The 20,138-nt window shown below is 65.2% G+C and carries 17 protein-coding genes; 7 read left to right on the forward strand and 10 right to left on the reverse strand.

Features of this window, described 5'->3' with window-relative positions; all coding sequences use genetic code 11:
- Position 1 precedes the first annotated feature (1 nt).
- Positions 2 to 706: a DUF429 domain-containing protein gene (locus J0H39_15510; protein ID MBN9498161.1), complete on the forward strand. Its 705-nt coding sequence runs from the start codon at positions 2 to 4 to the stop codon at positions 704 to 706.
- A 10-nt stretch (positions 707 to 716) separates the two neighbouring features.
- On the opposite strand, the gene J0H39_15515 is transcribed toward J0H39_15510, so the two are convergent.
- The 6 genes from J0H39_15515 to J0H39_15540 form a co-directional block, all read right to left on the reverse strand.
- Complete coding sequence (locus J0H39_15515) at positions 717 to 968, reverse strand: DUF2312 domain-containing protein (protein ID MBN9498162.1); 252 nt, start codon at positions 966 to 968, stop codon at positions 717 to 719.
- A gap of 102 nt (positions 969 to 1,070) precedes the next feature.
- Positions 1,071 to 2,120: an ATP-binding cassette domain-containing protein gene (locus J0H39_15520; GenBank protein ID MBN9498163.1), complete on the reverse strand. Its 1,050-nt coding sequence runs from the start codon at positions 2,118 to 2,120 to the stop codon at positions 1,071 to 1,073.
- The gene (locus tag J0H39_15525) at positions 2,117 to 3,103 is read right to left on the reverse strand and encodes an ABC transporter ATP-binding protein (GenBank protein MBN9498164.1); all 987 of its coding nucleotides are present in this window, start codon (positions 3,101 to 3,103) and stop codon (positions 2,117 to 2,119) included. The genes J0H39_15520 and J0H39_15525 overlap by 4 nt, the downstream gene beginning before the upstream one ends.
- A 4-nt stretch (positions 3,104 to 3,107) precedes the next feature.
- Positions 3,108 to 4,019: an ABC transporter permease gene (locus J0H39_15530; protein MBN9498165.1), complete on the reverse strand. Its 912-nt coding sequence runs from the start codon at positions 4,017 to 4,019 to the stop codon at positions 3,108 to 3,110.
- 7 nt (positions 4,020 to 4,026) lie between these two features.
- The gene (locus J0H39_15535; GenBank protein MBN9498166.1) at positions 4,027 to 5,022 is read right to left on the reverse strand and encodes an ABC transporter permease; all 996 of its coding nucleotides are present in this window, start codon (positions 5,020 to 5,022) and stop codon (positions 4,027 to 4,029) included.
- Positions 5,023 to 5,086: 64 nt separating this feature from the next.
- Positions 5,087 to 6,670, reverse strand: coding sequence for an ABC transporter substrate-binding protein (locus J0H39_15540; GenBank protein MBN9498167.1), 1,584 nt, complete (start codon positions 6,668 to 6,670; stop codon positions 5,087 to 5,089).
- Positions 6,671 to 6,995: 325 nt separating this feature from the next.
- Here J0H39_15540 and J0H39_15545 point away from each other — a divergent pair, with 325 nt between their 5' ends.
- The 5 genes from J0H39_15545 (at position 6,996) to J0H39_15565 (ending at position 13,736) form a co-directional block, all read left to right on the forward strand.
- Positions 6,996 to 8,393, forward strand: coding sequence for an aspartate aminotransferase family protein (locus J0H39_15545; protein MBN9498168.1), 1,398 nt, complete (start codon positions 6,996 to 6,998; stop codon positions 8,391 to 8,393).
- 85 nt (positions 8,394 to 8,478) lie between these two features.
- The gene (hemA, locus tag J0H39_15550) at positions 8,479 to 9,714 is read left to right on the forward strand and encodes a 5-aminolevulinate synthase (GenBank protein MBN9498169.1); all 1,236 of its coding nucleotides are present in this window, start codon (positions 8,479 to 8,481) and stop codon (positions 9,712 to 9,714) included.
- A gap of 107 nt (positions 9,715 to 9,821) precedes the next feature.
- On the forward strand, positions 9,822 to 11,189 hold the full coding sequence (locus tag J0H39_15555) for a glutamine synthetase (protein MBN9498170.1): 1,368 nt from the start codon (positions 9,822 to 9,824) through the stop codon (positions 11,187 to 11,189).
- A gap of 1 nt (position 11,190) precedes the next feature.
- A complete protein-coding gene (locus J0H39_15560; GenBank protein ID MBN9498171.1) occupies positions 11,191 to 12,582 on the forward strand; it encodes an aldehyde dehydrogenase family protein in 1,392 nt (463 codons plus the stop codon).
- Positions 12,583 to 12,590: 8 nt separating this feature from the next.
- Positions 12,591 to 13,736, forward strand: a complete 1,146-nt coding sequence (locus J0H39_15565; protein ID MBN9498172.1) for an iron-containing alcohol dehydrogenase — start codon at positions 12,591 to 12,593, stop codon at positions 13,734 to 13,736.
- Here J0H39_15565 and iolC read toward each other — a convergent pair.
- From iolC to iolG, 4 genes are read right to left on the reverse strand one after another with little or no spacing between them, the layout of a single operon-like run.
- Positions 13,733 to 15,643, reverse strand: coding sequence for a 5-dehydro-2-deoxygluconokinase (gene iolC / locus J0H39_15570; protein MBN9498173.1), 1,911 nt, complete (start codon positions 15,641 to 15,643; stop codon positions 13,733 to 13,735). The genes J0H39_15565 and iolC overlap by 4 nt on opposite strands.
- Entirely contained in the window at positions 15,640 to 16,446 is an 807-nt protein-coding gene (locus tag J0H39_15575; GenBank protein MBN9498174.1) for a 5-deoxy-glucuronate isomerase, read from the reverse strand. Before J0H39_15575 ends, iolC begins: the two co-directional genes overlap by 4 nt.
- On the reverse strand, positions 16,446 to 17,225 hold the full coding sequence (locus J0H39_15580; GenBank protein ID MBN9498175.1) for an SDR family oxidoreductase: 780 nt from the start codon (positions 17,223 to 17,225) through the stop codon (positions 16,446 to 16,448). The genes J0H39_15575 and J0H39_15580 overlap by 1 nt, the downstream gene beginning before the upstream one ends.
- Positions 17,222 to 18,214 (reverse strand): inositol 2-dehydrogenase, encoded by a 993-nt coding sequence (gene iolG, locus J0H39_15585; GenBank protein MBN9498176.1) that lies wholly within the window; start codon positions 18,212 to 18,214, stop codon positions 17,222 to 17,224. Before iolG ends, J0H39_15580 begins: the two co-directional genes overlap by 4 nt.
- An 87-nt stretch (positions 18,215 to 18,301) precedes the next feature.
- Here iolG and iolD point away from each other — a divergent pair, with 87 nt between their 5' ends.
- Positions 18,302 to 20,137, forward strand: a complete 1,836-nt coding sequence (gene iolD, locus J0H39_15590) for a 3D-(3,5/4)-trihydroxycyclohexane-1,2-dione acylhydrolase (decyclizing) (GenBank protein ID MBN9498177.1) — start codon at positions 18,302 to 18,304, stop codon at positions 20,135 to 20,137.
- The last annotated feature ends 1 nt before the right edge of the window (position 20,138 follow it).

Consider the following 20,138-nt stretch of genomic DNA (forward strand, 5'->3'; position numbering starts at 1 on the left):
TTTGTTCGTCGCCGGGGTCGATGGCTGCAAAGGCGGCTGGGTCGCCGTGTTCCGTCACGCGAAGACGGGGCGCGGCTTCGCGCGCTTCGCCGAAACAATCGCCGAAATCGTCGATGCGCCCGAGCGCCCCGCCTGGGTCGCGATCGATATGCCGATGGGCTTCGCCGACGACGCGCCGAAAGGCGGGCGCGATTGCGAGAAGGCCACGCGCGCGATATTGGGTCCGGCGGGCCGCGCATCTTGCGTGTTCTCGGCCCCGTGCCGAGGTGCCCTCGCCGCCAAAGACTATCCCGCCGCCAACGCGCGCAACCGCAAGGCCCATGGCGTGGGCCTGTCGAAACAGGCTTGGAATTTGTTTCCCAAGATGCGCGAACTTGACGCGCTGCTGCGCGCGAGGCCCGATGCGCCGATTTTCGAATCGCACCCGGAACTCTGCTTCGGCCGCTTGGCGGGCGCACCCTTGCGCGCGGCGAAGAAAACGGCGGAAGGCCGGGCGCAACGCCTCGCCCTTTTGGCGAAGGAAGGCTTCGGCGAATTGCCCGCGTGGCTCGACCTGTTCCCGCGCAAGCACGTCGCGCCGGACGATGTGATCGACGCGGCGGTCGTGTGCCTGACCGCCTTACGCCGCGCGAAAGGCATGGCCGAACGCCTGCCCGTGCAGGCGCCGAAGGATCGTTACGGAATCGAAATGGCGATCTGGCGCTGACGCGCGACGATCAGACTTCCAGCGCGCGGCGGTAGAGGTCGAGCAGCTCGTCCTGCTCCTTGCGGTCGGGCTCTTCCATTTTGCGCAGCTTGATCACCTGGCGCATGATCTTGGTGTCGAAGCCGTTGCCCTTGGCTTCGGCATAGACCTCGCGGATATCGGCGCCGAGATCGGCCTTTTCGGTTTCCAGCCGCTCGATGCGCTCGACGAAAGAACGCAGTTTCGCCGCCGCAATGCCGCCCGTATCGCCACCGTCCGCCATGTGCTTCGCTCCGAATCCGGAAAGTCAGTCGCGAGGATGTAGCGGAACCCGCCCCCTCGGCGCCAGAGGCTTGAACCTGTGGATAACGGGGATAGCGGTAGCTTATGCGACCGGCGGGGGCGTGTAATCGCGCACGATCGGCGGAATCCGGCCTTCTTCGATCCCGTGGCAGGCGACCATCGTGCCGGTCGGCGACGGCTTCGAGACCGGCCGTTCGGCGGCGCAACGCTCGTTCGCGAAGGGGCAGCGCGGATGGAAGGCGCAGCCCGTGGGCGGGTTGATCGGGTTGGGCACCTCGCCCGCCACCGGCGTGCGCGGGCGGCCCGACATGTCGAGATCGGGGATCGCGTCGAGCAGCATGCGCGTATAGGGATGCTGCGGGCGGTTGAAGATCGCCTTCTTGTCGCCGATCTCGACCAAGCGGCCGAGATACATCACGCCCACGCGGTCGGAGATGTAATAGACAACCGCGAGATTGTGGCTGATGAACAGATAAGTGAGCCCCAGATCGCGCTGGAGCTGCTTCATCAGATTCAGAATCTGCGCCTGCACCGACACGTCGAGCGCCGACGTGGGCTCGTCGCACACCAAAAATTCCGGATTCGACGACAAGGCGCGCGCGATGGAAATGCGCTGGCGCTGGCCGCCTGAAAATTCATGCGGGAATTTTTCCGCATCGGCCGGCGACAAGCCCACTTGGCGCAGCAACTCGCCCACGCGGGTTTTGATCTGCACGGGGTCGGACATCAGCCCGTGCACGGTGATCGGCTCGGCGATGATCTTGCCCACGCGCCAGCGCGGATTGAGGCTGGCGTAAGGGTCCTGGAAGATCATCTGGAAGCGCTTGCGGATACGCGCCCCCTCGGCGGCCGACGGAATCGTCGCCATGTTCTGGCCGTCGAATTCGATCGAACCCGCACTGGGCCCGTAGAGCCCGACGACGAGGCGCGCGACCGTCGATTTGCCGCAGCCGGATTCGCCGACGAAGCTGAGCGTTTCGCCGCGCGCGATATCGAAATCGAGCCCGTCGACGGCGCGCAGGATCTGGCGGCCCGAACGTTCGATCAAACGGTTCAGCAGCGGTTTGGAGACATCGAAATGGCGCGCGAGATTTTTCGCAACGACCAGGGGCTTGGGCGATTCGGCGTTCATTCGGCGGCCGCCTTGTGCGCATCGTCGTAAAGCCAGCAGGCGACTTTGGTGTCGCCCACCGCGATGGGTTCGGGGCGTTCCTCGCGGCAACGGCCGAACACTTTGGGGCAGCGCGGATTGAAGGCGCAGCCCTTGGGGATCGCGGTCAAACGCGGCATCGATCCGTCGATCTGGGCGAGGCTGCGTTCGTCGCCGCCGAGCTTGGGGATCGAGCCCATCAGCCCTTCGGTGTAGGGATGTTTGGCGCGCTTGATGACGTCGCGCACCGGCCCGATCTCCGCCACGCGGCCCGCATACATGACCGCGACGCGATCGGCGGTTTCGGCAATCACGCCCATATCGTGCGTGACCAGCATGACGGCCGCACCATGATCGCGGCACAGGCGCTTCAGCAGCGTGATGATCTGCGCCTGGATCGACACGTCCAACGCCGTCGTCGGCTCGTCCGCCACGATCAAACGCGGATTGGCGCACAGGGCCAACGCGATCACCACGCGCTGGCGCATGCCGCCGGAGAATTGATGCGGATAATGGTCGATGCGCCGCTCCGCCGCCGGAATGCCGACTTCCTGCAACAGCTTGATCGCGCGATCGCGGGCTTCGCTCTCGGATACGTCCAGATGCGTCAGGATCGTTTCGGTAAGCTGGCGGCCGATCGTGTAGAGCGGGTTGAGCGAGGTCAGCGGGTCCTGGAAGATCGCGCCGATTTCCTTACCCCGGATGCGGCGCATCTTCTCGTAGGGCAGATTGTCGATGCGCTGGCCGCCGAGGCGAATCTCGCCGCCTGCCACGCGGCCCGGCGGTTCCAACAGGCCGATGATCGCCGCACCCGTCAGCGATTTGCCGGCCCCGGATTCGCCCACCACGCCCAGCACTTCGCCGGGCGCGATGGCGAACGACACGTCGTCCACCGCGACCAGCGTGCCGCGCCGCGTCGGAAACTCGACCCGCAGATTTTCGACTTCGAGCAAATTCTGGGTCATGGCGTCAACGCAGCTTCGGGTTAAGGGCGTCGCGCAGCCAATCGCCCAGCAGATTGACGGCGAGCACCATGATCACGAGGGCCGCCCCGGGGAAGACGGTGATCCACCATTCGCCCGAGAACAGGAAATTGTTGCCGATGCGGATCAGCGTGCCGAGCGACGGCTCTGTCGGCGGCACGCCCACGCCCAGGAACGAGAGCGTCGCCTCGGTGATGATCGCCAGAGCGAGATGGATCGTCGCGATCACCAGCACCGGGCCCATCACGTTGGGCAGCACGTGCTGGAACATGATCGCGGCGGGATGGCGGCCGATGACCCGCGCGGCCTGGACGTATTCCTTGCTTTTCTCCACGAGGCACGAGCCGCGCACCGTGCGCGCGTATTGCACCCAGCCCGAGAAGCCGATCGCCAGGATCAGCACGTAGATCGCGATTTCGTGGTGCAGTTCGCGCGGGATGACGATGCGCGCGACACCGTCGATCAGCAGTGCGATCAGGATCGCCGGGAAGGAAAGCTGCACGTCGGCGACGCGCATGATGATCGCGTCGACCGTGCCGCCCATGTATCCGGCGACGAGGCCCAGGCCCACGCCCAACACCATCGCGAACACGACCGACAGGAAGCCGACGAGCAGCGACACGCGCGACCCGAACAAAATGGTCGAGAACACATCGCGGCCTTGCGTATCCGTACCCAGCGGATATTCGGGCATGCCGTCGGGCAGCCACATCGGCGGCAGCGAGGCGTCCATCAGATTGAGCTGGCGCAGATCGAACGGGTTCTGCGGCGCGATCCAGGGCGCGAACACCGCACCGGCGAAAAACGCGACGGTCACGATCGCGGCGACAACCACCACGGGCGAGCGGCGGAAGCTGTAGAAAATATCGGAGTCGAGGGCGCGGCGGACGATATCCATGTTTGCCTCAATGCCCGCCATGACCGCCGGCAGCACCCTTGTCGATGCGCAAGCGCGGATCGACAAGGTAGTACAGCAGGTCGACGACCAGATTGATCAGCACGAAGAAGAACGCGATCAGCATCAGATAGGCGGCCATCACCGGCACGTCGGCGGCCTGGACCGATTGGATGAACAGGAAGCCCATGCCGGGCCATTGGAACACCGTTTCGGTCACGATCGCGAAGGCGATGATGCCGCCCAGCTGCAAGCCGGTGATCGTGATGACGGGGACGAGCGTGTTCTTGAGCGCGTGGCCGAAATTGATCGCGCGGTTGCGCAAGCCCCGCGCGCGCGCGAATTTGATGTAATCGGTGCGCAAGACTTCCAGCATTTCCGAGCGCACGAGGCGCATGATGAGGGTGAGCTGGAACAAGGCGAGCGTGATCGACGGCAGGATCAACGCGCGCAAACCCGTCGGCGTCAGGAAGCCCGTCGACCAGCCGCCGAGCTGCACGACGTCGCCGCGCCCGAAGGACGGCAGCCAGCCCAGGATGACCGAGAAGAACAGAATCAGCAGAATGCCGATCAGGAAGGTCGGCAGCGACACGCCGATCAGCGACACGCTGAGCAGCAATCGCGCGAGCCAGCCGTCGCGGTGGAGGCCGCAATAGACGCCGAGCGGCACGCCGGCGGCCAGCGCCAGCACCGCCGCGCAGAACGACAGTTCCAGCGTCGCGGGCAGGCGTTCGAGCAGCAATTCCGAGACGGGCCGCGCGAGGCGGTAGGAAATGCCGAACTCGCCCTGCGCCGCACCCGCGATGAAACGCGCGTATTGGACGAAGAAGGGCTGATCGAGGCCGAGATCCTGGATCAAACGCTGACGGGCTTCCTGCGTGTAATCCTGCCCCAGCATGATGGAGACGGGATCGCCGACATAGGCGAACAGAGAGAAACCCACGAAGCCGACGGCCAGCATGACGAGCACGGCCTGGAGCAGTCGGCGGATGACGAAAGCGATCATGATGTTTGTGCTGGTGCCCGAATTCCCCGGCGGCGGGATCGCCGCCGGGGCTTCCGGCGAAGGCTCAGTTGACCTTCACCCACTTCACTTCGAGCTGATTGTCCGCGCGATGCACGACGTCGATGTTGGAACGCATCGCCCAGGGGATCACCTGATGGTGCAGCGGAATATGCGGAATGCGATCGTGATAGAGCTTGTTGACCTGCGCGATCAACGCCCGGCGCGCATCCGCGTTGACCTCGAGCTTGACCTTATCGATCAGCGCGTCGAAATCGGGATCCGAGAAGCGGCCGTGGTTCCACGTGCCGTTGCCCGGCTGGCCGTCCTTGGTGCGCAGCAGCGCCTGCAAGGAATAGAGCGCATCGTAGGTCGGCACGCCCCAGCCCAGCAGATAGAGCGACGTGTCGTCGCGCTGCACCTTGGGGAAGTAGGTCGCGAGCGGCTGGGCGAGGAGATTCGCCTTGATGCCGATCTGCGACCACATCGCGACCAGCGCCTGGCAGATCGCTTCGTCGTTGATGTAGCGGTTGTTCGGGCAGTCGAGCGTGACTTCGAACCCGTCGGCGTAGCCCGCTTCGCGCATCAAGCGGCGCGCGGCGTTAAGGTCGAAGGGATAGCGCTTGTCGTCGGCCTTCGAATAGCCGTTGACCGCGTCGGGATAGAGCGAGCCGGTGTTGACCGACTGGCCGCGCATCACGCGGGTGTGGATCGCGTCGATGTTGATCGCCTGATACATCGCCGTGCGCACGCGGATGTCCTTGAAGGGGTTGCGCCCCTTCACCGACGAATAGAGCAATTCGTCGCGGCTGGTGTCGAACGCCATGAAGATCGTGCGCACTTCGGGCCCGATCACGACCTTGAGGCCTTGGGCGTTCTGCAATTGCGGCACGTCCTGCACCGGCGGATCGAGGATGAAGTCGATCTCGCCCGAGCGCAAAGCGGCGGTGCGCGTCGCGGCCGAAGCGATCGGCTGGAACACGATTTCCGTCACGTTCGATTCGCGCGCGGCGTTGTTCCACCAATTCGGGTTCTGGGCCAGCACCGTGCGCACGTCCGGCTCGCGGCTGCGCACGACGAACGGGCCCGTCCCCATCGCGTTGCGGCCGGTGAACGATTCCTCGCGGCCGCGCACGTTCTGCGGGCGCGTGGCGTTGTTCGCCTGCGACCATTCCAGATCCATCATGTAGACCTGGGTCAGCTTGTCGATCAGCACGGGATCGGGAATCTTGGTGATGATGTCGACGGTCAGATCGTTGACCTTGACCGCTTCGCCGATCGTGTCGGTGAAGATGCCGTATTGCGAAAATTCGTGCAGCGAACGCTGGATCGAATAGACGACGTCGTCGGCGTTGAACGCATTGCCGTTCGAGAACTTCACGTTCGGGCGCAGCGTGAAGCGCCAGCGCGTCGGCTCCATTTGCTGCCACGACACGGCGAGGCCGGGTTCGATTTCCAGTTTCTTGCCGCGGAACACCAGCGGCTCGTAGATCTGGCGCAGCAGCAGCGTCACGTTGCCGGCGTTCTGCGAATGCGGGTCCATCGTGTTCGCATCGCCCGACACGGACATGCGGAAGGGGCGCGCATCGGCGGGGATGGCGGCGGCACTCAGCAGCGCGACGGCGCCCGCGGCGAACGCGAGACGGGCCATACGGCCCAATTTGGTGGCCATTTCTGTCTCCTCAGTTGTGGACGCCGTCCTGTTCAGCCGGCGTCCAGGATCGGGGGCTCCCGGAAGCGTCCGGATCGCGAACCCGGCGTGGCTGGCAACTTCCTTGCCAGATTTTTGTGCCACAACCGGGCCGCAGCCCGAATGCACATTTGTTAGCGCGTCCGTCAGGGAAATGAAACCGATCTTGGCGCGCGGCGACGTGCCGCATGGCGTTAACCTTAAGCGGCTGCGAACGTCCCCGGAACGCGCGACAAAGCCCGGTGTCCTGCGCTAAGCTTTCCCCCTTACTCGGGAGCCTTGTTCGATGAACGACCAACGCCCGCGCGGCAACTCGCTGGCTGCGCGCGATATTGCCGCCCTCGTCCACCCCTACACCAATCTGCGCGCCTTCCAGACGGATGGCCCGCTGGTGATGGCGAAGGGGCGCGGCGTGTTCGTCGCCGACGACACCGGCAAGGAATATCTGGAAGGAATGGCGGGTCTGTGGTGCGCGTCGCTGGGCTTCGACGAGAAGCGCTTGGCCGACGCCGCCGCCAAGCAGATGCGCGAGCTGCCTTATTACCATATTTTTGCCGGTAAATCGCACGAGCCGGGCATCGTGCTGGCCGAGATGCTGAAGGAGATCAGCCCGGTCCCGATGTCGAAAGTGCTGTTCGCGGGCTCCGGCTCCGAAGCCAACGACACGGCGATCAAGCTCGTCTGGTACGTGTCGAACGCGCGGGGCAAGCCGAAGAAGAAAAAAATCCTGTCGCGCGACAAGGCCTATCATGGCGTGACCATCGCGTCGGCCTCGCTCACGCGCCTGCCCGCCAATCAGCGCGATTTCGATTTGCCGATCTTCCCGGTCGCCTACGCGCAAACGCCGCATCACTATAAGCATGCGCTGCCCGGCGAAAGCGAAGAGGCGTTCGCCACGCGCCTCGCCGACGATCTGGAAAAGCTGATCCTGGCCGAAGATCCCGAAACGATCGCCGCGATGTTCGCCGAGCCGATCATGGGGGCCGGCGGCGTGATCGTGCCGCCCAAGGGTTACTTCCCCAAGATCCAGGCGGTGCTGAAGAAATACGACATTCTGCTGGTCGCCGACGAAGTGATCTGCGGCTTCGGCCGCACGGGCAATATGTGGGGCACGCAATCGTTCGATATTCGTCCGGACATCATCACATGTGCAAAAGCGCTGTCGTCGGCCTATCTGCCGATTTCGGCGGTGATGATCTCCGAGCCGATCTGGGATCTGATGGTCAAACAATCCGACAAGATCGGCACGTTCGGCCATGGCTACACCTATACGGCGCATCCCGTCCCCGCCGCCGTCGCCATCGAAACGCTGAAGATCTATGCCGAGCGCGACATCGTCGGCCATGTCCGTGAAGTGGGGCCCCGGCTGCAAAAGGGCCTCCAAGCGCTCGGGGCGCATAAGCTCGTCGGCGAGGTGCAGGGCATGGGCCTGATCGGCGGGCTGCAATTGGTGAAGGACAAGGCGTCGAAGACCTTCTTCGAACCCGGCCAGCCGGCCGCCGCCTTGGTCGGCAAGGCGTGCGAAAACGCCGGGCTGATCGTCCGGCCGCTGTTCGACAATCGCGTGGCCGTGTGCCCGCCGTTGATCATCACCGAAGCGGAAATCGACGAATTGCTCGCCCGCTTCAAGCGCGGACTGGACGACGGTTTGGCCGCGATCGAAGCCAAGGGCCTGTTGACGTGAATCAAAGCGGGCGGCACGGATATTAAGGGATTATCCGGCCCATTCCGGTGTGAACCTGGGAAGGCCGGCGGGAGCAAGCAGCAAGATGCGTCGCGACTATGACGGGGCGTTCGCCCAATCGATCGACAAGCTGAAGGCCGAAGGGCGCTATCGCGTCTTCGCGGATCTGGAGCGTATTTGCGGCGAATTTCCGCGCGCCTCGTGGCACTCGCCCGAAGGCATGCGCGAAGTCATCGTGTGGTGCTCCAACGATTATCTCGGCATGGGCCAGCACCCCAAAGTGATCGCCGCGATGAAGGCGACGGTCGAGGCGAACGGCGCCGGTGCGGGCGGGACGCGCAACATCTCCGGCACCAATCACCAGCATATCCTGCTGGAACGCGAGCTCGCCGATCTGCACGCCAAGCCCGCCGCCCTCATCTTCACCTCGGGCTACAACGCCAACGAAGCGACGCTGTCGTCCTTCGGCAAGCTGCTGCCCGGCCTCGTCATCCTGTCGGACGAGCTCAACCACGCCTCGATGATCGAGGGCATCAAGCATTCCGGTGCGGAGAAGCGCATCTTCAAGCACAACGACGCGGACGATCTGGAACGCCAGCTGGCGGCAATCGAGCCTTCGCGTCCCAAGCTGATCGCCTTCGAAAGCGTCTATTCGATGGATGGCGACGTAGCGCCGATCCACCGCTTCTGCGATCTGGCCGAGCAATACGACGCGATGACCTATCTCGACGAGGTCCACGCGGTCGGACTTTACGGACCGCGCGGGGCGGGTGTTGCCGAACGCGAAAACGCCATGCAGCGCCTGGACGTGATCCAAGGCACGCTCGCCAAGGGTTTCGGCGTGGTCGGTGGCTATATCGCCGCGAGTGTGGCGCTGTGCGACGCCGTGCGCAGCCACGCGCCCGGCTTCATCTTCTCGAGCTCGATGCCGCCGGTGATCGCCGCGGGGGCGCGCGCCGCGATCGCGCATCTCAAAACCTCGACCGTCGAGCGCGAACAACTCGCCGAGCGCGCCGCGCGGCTCAAAGCGAAATTCGCCGAAGCCAATCTGCCGGTCATGCCGTCGGCCACGCATATCGTGCCGCTGATGGTGGGCGACGCGCGCGCCTGCAAACAAGCGTCCGACGAATTGCTCACCCGCCACGGCATCTATGTCCAGCCGATCAATTTCCCGACCGTGCCGCGCGGCACGGAGCGTCTGCGCTTTACGGCGACGCCGTTTCACGACGACGGCCTGATGGACGCGCTGGTCGTGGCGGTGGACGAGGTTTGGACACGCCTCCAGCTGCGCCGCCAATACCGCCCGCTGGCGGCGGAGTAGGAATCGTTACCGTTTCGTGACGGCACCCCTCGACCGGCGGCGGCCGGTCGGGCATTCTCCCGTCCCAGGGCGCCGATCGAAACAGGCGCCGGGGAGTCTTCCGTTCCATGCAAACACGCACCGTCAAAACCGCCGAAGACGCGGCCGAACTGATCGCCGAACGCGCGATCGACAACGTGAAGGTCGGCGTTTTCGACGTCGACGGGATCATGCGCGGCAAGTACATGTCGCGCGAGAAATTCCTCTCGGCGCTCAAATCCGGGTTCGGGTTCTGCGACGTGGTGCTGGGCTGGGATTCGAACGACCAGCTTTACGACAACGTCAAATACACGGGCTGGCACACGGCCTATCCCGATGCGCCCGTGCGCTTGGTACCCGACACCTGTCGCGAATTGCCGCTGGAACCGTCGACCGTGCTGTTCCTGGGCGAATTCGCGCAGAAGGCCGAAGGCGTATGCCCGCGTGGCGCCTTGCGCCGCGTGCTGAAGCGCGCGTCCGACATGGGCTATTCGGTCATGTCGGCGGCGGAATTCGAATTTTTCGTGTTCGACGAAACGCCGTTCTCGGTGCGCGAGAAGCACTACAAGAATCTGCGCACCATCACGCCGGGCTTCTACGGCTACTCCGTTTTGCGCAGCTCCGTGCACGCCGAGTTCTATCACGGCCTGCTCGACACGATGCGCAAGATGGACGTGGCGCTCGAAGGCCTGCACACCGAAACCGGTGCGGGCGTATTGGAAGCCGCGATCACGGTCGACGAGGCGCTCGCCTCGGCCGACAAGGCGGCGTTGTTCAAGACCTTCACCAAGATCTACGCCGAACGTCAGAACAAGATGGTGACGTTCATGGCGAAATGGTCGCATGACTGGCCCGGCCAGTCGGGCCATTTGCACGTGTCGCTGAAGGACAAGAACGGCGACCCGGTGTTCCACGACGCCAAGAAGCCGCATTCGATGTCCGACACGATGCGCTGGTTCGTCGGCGGGCAGCAGCGTTTGATGCCCGAATTGCTGGCGATGGTCGCGTGCACGGTGAACAGCTATACGCGCCTGATTCCCGGCTTCTGGGCGCCGACCGCGTCGATGTGGGGGGTCGAGAACCGCACCACGGCGCTGCGCGTGATCCCGGGCAGCCCGAAATCGCAGCGCGTCGAATATCGCGTGGCCGCCGCCGACATCAATCCCTATATCGCCTTCGCTGCGGCGATCGGCTCGGGGCTATGGGGCATCGAGAACAAGATCGAACCGCCGCCGCCGGTCGAAGGCAACGCCTACGCGGTCGAGCCCAACCCCAAGGATAACCTTCCGCGCAGCCTGGGCGATGCGGCAGCGCGCCTCGCCGCCAGCAAGGTCGCGCGCGATCTGTTCGGCGACGAATTCGTCGAGCATTACGCCGCGACCCGCGATTGGGAGCAGCGCGAATACAACAAGGCGATCACCGACTGGCAGCACGCCCGTTATTTCGAGATCATCTGACATGACCAAAGAATTCACGATCGTCAGCCCGGTCGACGGGAAGCCCTATCGCACGCTCGCTTTGGCCGACGGCACGGCGATCGAAGCCGCACTTGCGGCCGCACAAGCCGCCAAGAAAGCCTGGGCCCAAACGCCACTGGCGCAGCGCATCGCCGCCGTGACCAAGCTGGTCGAGGCGGTGCTGGCGACCAAGGACGCGAACGCCGAGGAAATCACCCGCCAGATGGGCCGCCCGATCGGCCAGACGCCGGGCGAAATGCGCGGCTTCGAAGATCGCGCGCGCCATATGCTGGCGATCGCGCCGCAAGCGCTGGCCGATGTGAAGCCCGAGGCGAAGGACGGCTTCACGCGCTTCATCAGCCGCGATCCGCTCGGCCTCGTGTTCGTGATCGCCCCGTGGAATTATCCGTGGCTCACCTCGGTCAACGCGATCGTCCCCGCTTTGGTCGCGGGCAACGTCGTGCTGCTCAAGCATTCGCACCAGACGCCGCTGGTCGCCGAACGCTACGCGGCGGCGGCGAAGGCGGCGGGGTTGCCGGCCGGCGTGTTCCAGATCCTGCACACTGACCATGCCGATTCCGCCAAGATCATCGGCGATGCGCGCGTCGATCATGTGTGCTTCACCGGCTCGGTCGATGGCGGCAAGGCGGTGCAGCGCGCGATCGGCGAGCGCTTTATCGGGGCGGGGCTGGAACTCGGCGGCAAGGACCCCGCTTATGTCCGCGCCGACGCCAATCTCGCCCATGCGGTCGAGAATCTCGTCGACGGCGCGTTCTTCAATTCGGGCCAGTCCTGCTGCGGGATCGAGCGCATCTATGTGCACGAAAGCCTCTACGACAAATTCGTCGATGGCTTCGTCGACCTGACCAAGGCCTACAAGCTCGGCAACCCGACCGACAAGGCGACGAATCTAGGCCCGATGGTCCGCACCTCGGCCGCCGAATTCGTGCGCGGCCAGATCGCGGAAGCCGTGAAGCAGGGTGCCAAATCGCTGGTCGATCCCAAGCACTTCGCCGCCGACAAACCGGGCACGCCCTATCTCGCCCCGCATGTGCTGGTCGATGTGACGCACAAGATGCGCGTGATGAACGAGGAAAGCTTCGGCCCCGTCATCGGCATCATGAAGGTGAAGTCGGACGACGAAGCCGTGACGCTGATGAACGACAGCGATCTCGGCCTCACCGCCGCGATCTGGACGTCGGACGAATCCGCCGCCGCGCGCATCGGCCGCCAAATCGAAACCGGCACGGTGTTCATGAATCGCTGCGACTATCTCGACCCGGCCCTCGCCTGGACCGGCGTCAAGAACACCGGACGCGGCGTGACGCTCTCCACGCTCGGCTACGATCACCTGACCCGCGCGAAATCCTTCCATCTCCGCACCAAAATCTAGGCTCGAACATGACCGTCAAAGGCAATTGGAACTATCCGACCACCGTTTGGGCGGGGCCGGGCCGCATCGCCGAATTGCCCGCCGCATTGGCGCGCCTGGGCATCAAGAAGCCGCTGCTCGTCACCGACGAAGGCTTGGCGAATGCGCCGATGGTGAAGAACGCGTTGGCGATCTCGGGCGCTGCGCTCTTCGCCAAGGTCAAGGGCAACCCGACCGGCCGCAATGTCGAGGACGGGCTCGCGGCGCTGAAGGCCGGCGGCCATGACGGCGTCATCGCCTTCGGCGGCGGATCGGCGCTGGACGCCGCCAAGGCGATCGCGCTGATGTGGAAGCAGACGCGTCCCTTGTGGGATTTCGAGGATATCGGCGATTGGTTCAAGCGCGTCGATCCCGACGGCATGCTGCCGGTCGTGGCCGTGCCGACGACGTCGGGCACGGGATCGGAAGTGGGCCGCGCCTCGGTCATCACCGACGAGGCCACGCATGTGAAGAAGATCATCTTCCATCCGAAGATGATGCCGGGGATCGTGATCTCCGATCCCGAATTGACGGTCGGCTTGCCGCCGCATGTGACCGCCGCGACCGGCATCGACGCCTATGTGCACAGCTTCGAAGCCTATTGCGCGCCCGGCTTCCATCCGATGGCCGAAGGCATCGCGCTGGAAGGCATGCGGCTGGTGAAGGAATATCTGCCGCGCGCCTTCAAGGACGGGAAGGACATCGAAGCGCGCGGGCAAATGCTCGCCGCCGCGTCGATGGGCGCGGCCGCGTTCCAAAAGGGGCTGGGCGGCGTGCATGCGCTCGCCCATCCGATCGGCGCCGTCTACGACACGCATCACGGGCTGACCAACGCCGTGCTGCTGCCTTACGTGATGGTCCACAACAAGGCGGCGATCGCGGACCGCATGAACCTGCTCGCCCGCGTGCTCGACTTGCCCGGCGGCGGCTTCGACGCCGTGCTGAAATGGACGCTCGATTTCCGCGCGGCGCTCAAAATTCCGCACACGCTGAAGGAAATCGGCGTGGACGATGCGCGTGCCGCCGAGATCGGTACAATGGCGGAGAAAGATCCCTCGGCCGGCGGCAATCCCTGCCCCGTCACCGCCAAGGATCTCGAAGCCGTGTTCCGCGCCGCCGTGGCCGGGAAGATTTAACTCTTCCAGGCGGCGATCAGGCGGCGATAGGCGCCTTCGACATCGCGGATCAGCGCCGAATCGTCGAGTTTGCCTTCAAGCCAGGCTTGCGCCGACTTGGCGAAGGCCGTGCGGCCCACCGCGAAACCCTTCGCCCATTTGCGCCCGCGCGCGGTCTTGAACCCGGCGGCGACTTCCGCCTCCGGCGCATCGAGGCCGAGCAGCACGATGCCCCGGCACAGCGGATCGCGCCGGTCGATGATCGCTTCGACCCGATCCCAATCCGCGTCGGTCGGCGGCGGCGGCAGCTTCCACCAATCGGGGTCGAGCCCCAGATCGTAGAAGCGTTCCATCGCCACGGGCACGGCTTCGGGATACGACTTCCGGCCGCGCGAGGCGATCACCTCGATCAGCATGTCGAGGCCATAAGCGTGCGCCGCGCGCACCACGCGGGCGAGCGTCTTTTCCTGCGCGTCGCGTTCCTCGGCCGGATCGTCGGGATGCCAGAAGATCAGGCATTTGACGATATGTTCCTCGGGCCACGATTTCAGCGCCAAGGCCGGATCGGGCCCGTGCTGCAGATCGAGCGGGAACGTGCCGGGCATCTCGACCGGACGGCCGATCCATAGACCCTTGCCGGTCATGCGCCACAAGGCGGATTCGCCCCAGCGATCGTCGCAGAGCACGCCCGCCCCGGGCGTTTCCTTCGCCACGGCAAGGGCCGCGTCGGCGAGCAGTTCCTTGAGCTTGAACAAACGATCGCGCGGCGCCTTCGCGGCGTCGGCCATCGTTTCCAACTGGATGCGATGGTCGAAGGCGAGCGCCATCACTTCCGGCCAATGGCGGCGGCGCGTCATCTTGCGATGGCGCGTTTCGAAGTCCGCGTCCGAATGCAGGCGGAACACGCCCGTCTTCTCGGCGAAATAAATCTCGAGCTCGGCGCGCGTCGGGCAGGCGGGCGCGCAGCCGTGGCGCGACACGACAATGGCGCCGCACGCATTGCCGCGCTTGGCGGCATCGACCCACGACAACCCATCGAGCCAGCCGGACATCAGCCCGGCCATGAACGCGTCGCCCGCCCCCAGCGTGTTGAAGGTTTCGACCGGCACGCCTTGGGCGAAATCGCCGTCGTCGAGTTTCGAAGGGATATCGCCTTCGAAAATCATCGCGCCCTTGGGGCCGAGCTTCAGCACCAGCGTGGCCGTCGGGTTCAGCGCGCGGATCGCGCGCAACGCCGCCAGCGTGTCGGTCGCGCCGCCGCAGATATGGATTTCCTCCTCGGTACCGACGATCACGTCGAACAGCGGCACCAGCGCCTTTAAATGCGCGGAGACGGCGTCGGAGCGCACGAAGCGATCTTCGCCGCGCCCCTTGCCCGCGAGGCCCCACAGCACCGGCCGGTAATCGACGTCGAACACGGTTTTGGTGCCGGCTTTGCGCGCATAGGCGATCGCGGTTTTGACCGCTTCGGCCGTGGACGGGGCCGAGAAATGCGTGCCGTTGGTCAGGAACACGCGCGCCGACGCGATATAGTCGGCGTCGAAATCGTCGGCCGACACGGCCATGTCGGCGCAGTTCTCGCGATAGAAGATCAGCGGGAACGTCTCGCGATCCTTCACGCCCAGGATGACGAGGCCGGTCAGCCGGTCCTTGTCGGTGCGCACATGCGAAACATCGACGCCCGCATCGGCCAGCGTCTCGCGCACGAAGCGGCCCATATGCTCGTCGCCCACGCGCACGAGCATCGACGGTTTATGGCCGAGGCGTGCGAGGCCATAGGCGGTGTTCGCCGCCGAGCCGCCGAGATATTTGGCGAAGCTCGACATATCCTCGAGCCGCCCGCCGATTTGCGCGCCGTAGAAATCCACGGCCGCGCGGCCCATCGCGATCAGATCGAAGCGGCGTCCCGCCGGCGGGACGTTCTTCATCGCGACCATTCGGGCCGCCAGAACTTGGCGTCCTTCGCCATCGTCCAGCGATGCTCCTCGGTGAATTCCGGCACGCCGTAGGGATTGTTCGGCAGATGCCGGATGACCCAGGCGTAATACATGCCGTAGCCGGGTGCGGCCGCTTGGGCGTGGTCCTGGCCGTCGGCGATTTTCACCGTGTCGCCGTCGCGCACCTTCAGCACCGTCTCGCCGAGTTCGGCATGGCCGTAGCCCTGCTTCTCGGTGAAGCGATAGTGATAGATCTCCGGCTGCGGATGGTGATGCGGCGGGTAGGACGACCAGCGGCCGGGCAGCGTGACGACTTCGCCCAGCACCAGTTCGGCGTCCTTCGGCGAATTCGCCGCGTCGAAGATCGTGCGCACATTGCGCAGGCATTGATCGCCGACCTGGCCCTTGCCGCGATATTCGTCGGGCACGTCCGACGGGCGGAAATAACGCGCTTGCAGCGACTTGGCGTTGGCGCAGCGATAGAGCGTGAATTCCGCGTCGGTTTTGGCGACAAGCGCCACGCGCTCGCCCTTGCCGACATGCAGGCAAGTGGGGCCGACATCGAACAACGACGCGCGCGACGCGGGCTCGGCGCGATTGGCGAAGCGGAATTCCGCCTCGCCCGCCATCAGCAGATAGGCGCTTTCGCACGCGGCGGTTTCTTCGAACGTCTCGCCGGCCTTGAGCTTCAGCACCGCGAAATCGATGCCGAACCCGTCATTGGTTTCCTTCGTGGCGACCGATGTGAGCCCGGCGGGAAACCCGCCTTTGGGCGCTTTCGAATGCGCGGTCATCAGTCGTAGCCTCCCATCACGTTCTGGTCGAAATCGATCACGGAGCCGGTCATCATGTCGCTGGCGTCCGACAGCAGATAGAGCGCCAACGTCGACACGTCGTCGACCGACAGGATGCGCCCGAAGGGCTGGTTGGGCGACGCCTTCTCCAGCCAATCGGGCGGATTGCCGTCGCGCGCCTGGATCGCGTGCTCGCCCGGCGTTTCCATCCAGCCGATATTGACGCCGTTGACGCGGATCTTGTCGAATCGCACCGCGTTGGCGACGTTCTTGGTCAGCGTGGCGAGGGCGCCCTTGGACGACGAATACGCCGTCAGGAAGGGCTGCCCGCCATGCGCCGAGCGCGTGATGATGTTGACGATCGAGCCGCCGGCCTTGCGCGCTTTCGCCCGGCGCACGAATTCCTGCGTCAGGATGAAGGGCGCGCGCACGTTCACGGCGTAGAGACGGTCCCACAATTCGACCGTCGTGTTCTCGATCGTGCCGCGATCGGTCAGCGCGCCGGAATTCACCAGCCCGTCGATCCGGCCGAACTTCGCTTCGGCTTTTTCCATCACCGCGCGGACCTGTTTTTCGTCGGCGAGTTCCGCTTGGACGAAAAGACAGGGCGCGGTTTTGGAAATATCGGCCGCGACCGCTTCGCCGCGCTTGGCGTTGCGCCCCGTCACGACGATGCCGGCCGCACCCACCGCGGCGGCATCGCGCGCGATACGCTCGCCCAGGCCTTGCGTGGAACCGGTGACGACGACGATCTTGCTGTCCAGACGCTGGCTCCTCACAGGCTCACCTTCACCGGCTTGCCGGTCTTCGACGATTTGAGCGCCGCTTCCGCCAGAACCAGCGCCTTGCGGCCGTCATCGGCCCCGACCGGCATCTTCTTCTTGGTCGTCAGCGCCGTCAGGAACGCGTCCATCTCGGCGCGATAGGCGGCGGCGTAACGCTCCAGGAAGAAATAGAGCGGCTTGTCGGTCGACACGGACAACGCATCGGCCTTCTCGACCGTCGTCGGCGTGTGGTTGCCCGCCATCAATCGGCCCTTGGAGCCGTGCACTTCGATACGTTGATCGTAGCCGTAGCTCGCCCGGCGCGAATTGTTGATATGCGCCATTTTGCCGCTCTTCGTGCGCAGCAGCACCATCGCGCTGTCGATATCGCCGGCCTTCGCCACGCGCGGATCGACCAGCGCCGAGCCGAAGGCGAAGACTTCGTTGGGTTCTTCGCCCAGCAGCCAGCGCGCCATATCGAAATCGTGGATCGTCATGTCGCGGAACTGCCCGCCCGAGACCTTCAGGTATTCGAAGGGCGGCAGGCCGGGATCGCGGCTCGACACGATGACTTGTTCCACGTCGCCGATTTCGCCGGCGCGCAGGCGCGCGTGCAGCGACGCGAAGCTCGGGTCGAAGCGGCGGTTGAAACCCACCAGCATCGGCACTTTGGCGGCCTTGACGACCTTCAAGCACGCGTCGACGCGCGCCAGCGACAGATCGATCGGCTTTTCGCAGAAAATCGCCTTGCCGGCCTTGGCGGCGGCGATCGTCAAATCGGCATGCGTGTCGGTCGACGACGCGATCAGCACCGCGCCGACCTTCGGGTCGGCCATCGCGGTCTTGGTATCGACGGCCTTTGCGCCGTAGGATGCGGCCAACTCGGCGGCCGCCTTCGCGTTGACGTCGACGACATAGCGCAACCGCGCTTTGCCCGAAGCGGCGATGGCGGCGGCATGGATACGGCCGATGCGACCGGCACCGAACTGAGCGAACTCGATCATGTTTCTCCCTCTTGATCTTTGGCCGGAAATAAGCGCGCAATGTCACAAAACCGCAACAACAATCGTCTGTAACAATCGTCGCTGGGGATGAACCGGATGGGTGTGCGTCTTACCACGGCCGAGGCGCTTGTGCGCTTCCTGGCCGCGCAAAAAATCGTCGACACGAAGGGCAAGACCGTCCCGCTTTTCGGCGGGGTGTTCGCGATTTTCGGCCACGGCAATGTCGCCGGGCTGGGGCCGGCTTTGCACGCCCATCGCAATGTTTTGCCGACTTTGCGCGCCCATAACGAACAGGCGATGGCCCTGGCGGCGGTCGCCTATGCCAAGACCCATGCGCGCAACCGGATGATGGCCTGCACGACCTCGATCGGGCCGGGGGCCACGAATATGGTGACGGCCGCCGCCGTCGCGCATGTGAACCGCCTGCCGGTTCTGCTGCTGCCCGGCGACGTGTTCGCCGACCGCCGCCCGGACCCCGTACTCCAACAGATCGAGAATTTCGGCGACGCGGCCGTTTCGGCCAACGACGCGTTCCGCCCCGTCTCGCGGTATTGGGATCGCATCACGCGACCCGAACAAATTCTGGTCTCCGCCCCCGCCGCGTTGCGCGTGCTGCTCGACCCGGCCGATTGCGGGCCCGCCGTGATCTGCCTGCCGCAAGATGTGCAGGCCGAGGCGTTCGACTGCCCGCCCGAATTCTTCGCCGAGCGGGTTCATCGCATTCGCCGCCCGCAACCGGATATCGACGAATTGGCCCAAACGGCGGCCGCGTTGAAGGCTGCCAAGAAGCCGATGATCCTGGTCGGCGGCGGCGTGAAATTCTCCGGTGCCGAACGCGTGCTGGGCGATTTCGCGGTCAAGCACGGCATCCCCACGGCCGACACGCAGGCCGGCAAAGGTGCCCTCGCCTGGGACCATCCGGCCAATGCCGGGGCGCTGGGCGTGACGGGCACGGGGGCGGCCAATGCGCTGGCGGCGGAAGCCGATGTGGTGCTGGCGGTGGGCACGCGCCTGGCCGATTTCCCGACCGCGTCGCGCACCGTGTTCCGCAATCCGAAGCTGAAGCTGATCCAGTTGAATGTCGGCGCGTTTGACGCCGCCAAGCACGGCGCGATGCCCTTCGTCGCCGATGCGCGCGAAGGCGTGAAGGCGCTCGACGCCAAGCTCGGCCGCTGGAAGGCGCCCGATGCCTGGACGGCGAAAGCCGCGCGGTCGGTGCGCGCTTGGAACCGCGTCGCCGCCAAGGCGATCGCGCCGCAGCCGGGCCTTCCCAGCGATGCCGCCGTGCTCGGCGTCGTCAATCGCGTCGCGATGGATCATCCGCATGTGATGATCTGCGCGGCGGGCGGCTTGCCGGGCGAACTCCACAAGCTGTGGCGCGCCAAGGATTCGGCCAGCTACCACCTCGAATACGGCTTCTCGTGCATGGGCTACGAGATCGCGGGCGGTCTGGGCGCCAAGCTGGCGGCGCCCGAGCGCGAGGTCTATGTGCTCGTGGGCGATGGCTCGTATCTGATGATGAATTCCGAAATCGCGACATCGGTGGCGTTGGGGGCGAAGCTCACCATCGTCGTGCTCGACAATCGCGGCTTCGGCTGTATCGCGCGCCTTCAGGCCGCGACCGGCGGCGCGCCGTTCAACAACCGCCTGTCGGACGACCATCCGCCGGTCGATTTCGCCGTCCATGCGCTGGCGCTGGGTGCGGAAGCCACCAAGGTCGACGATCTTGCGGGTCTGGAAGACGCCTTGCGCGCCGCCAAGCGCGCCAAGACGACGCAGGTGATCGTCATCGACACCGACGCCAAGCACAGCACGGGCGAAGGCGGGGCATGGTGGGACGTGGCCGTCCCCGATGCGCCGCGCACGCGCCGCCACCGTCAAACCTATCTCAACAAGCGGCGCGCCCAGCGCCGGGGAGCCTAAA

It is taken from the genome of Alphaproteobacteria bacterium, assembly GCA_017308135.1.
Taxonomy (GTDB): domain Bacteria; phylum Pseudomonadota; class Alphaproteobacteria; order CACIAM-22H2; family CACIAM-22H2; genus Tagaea.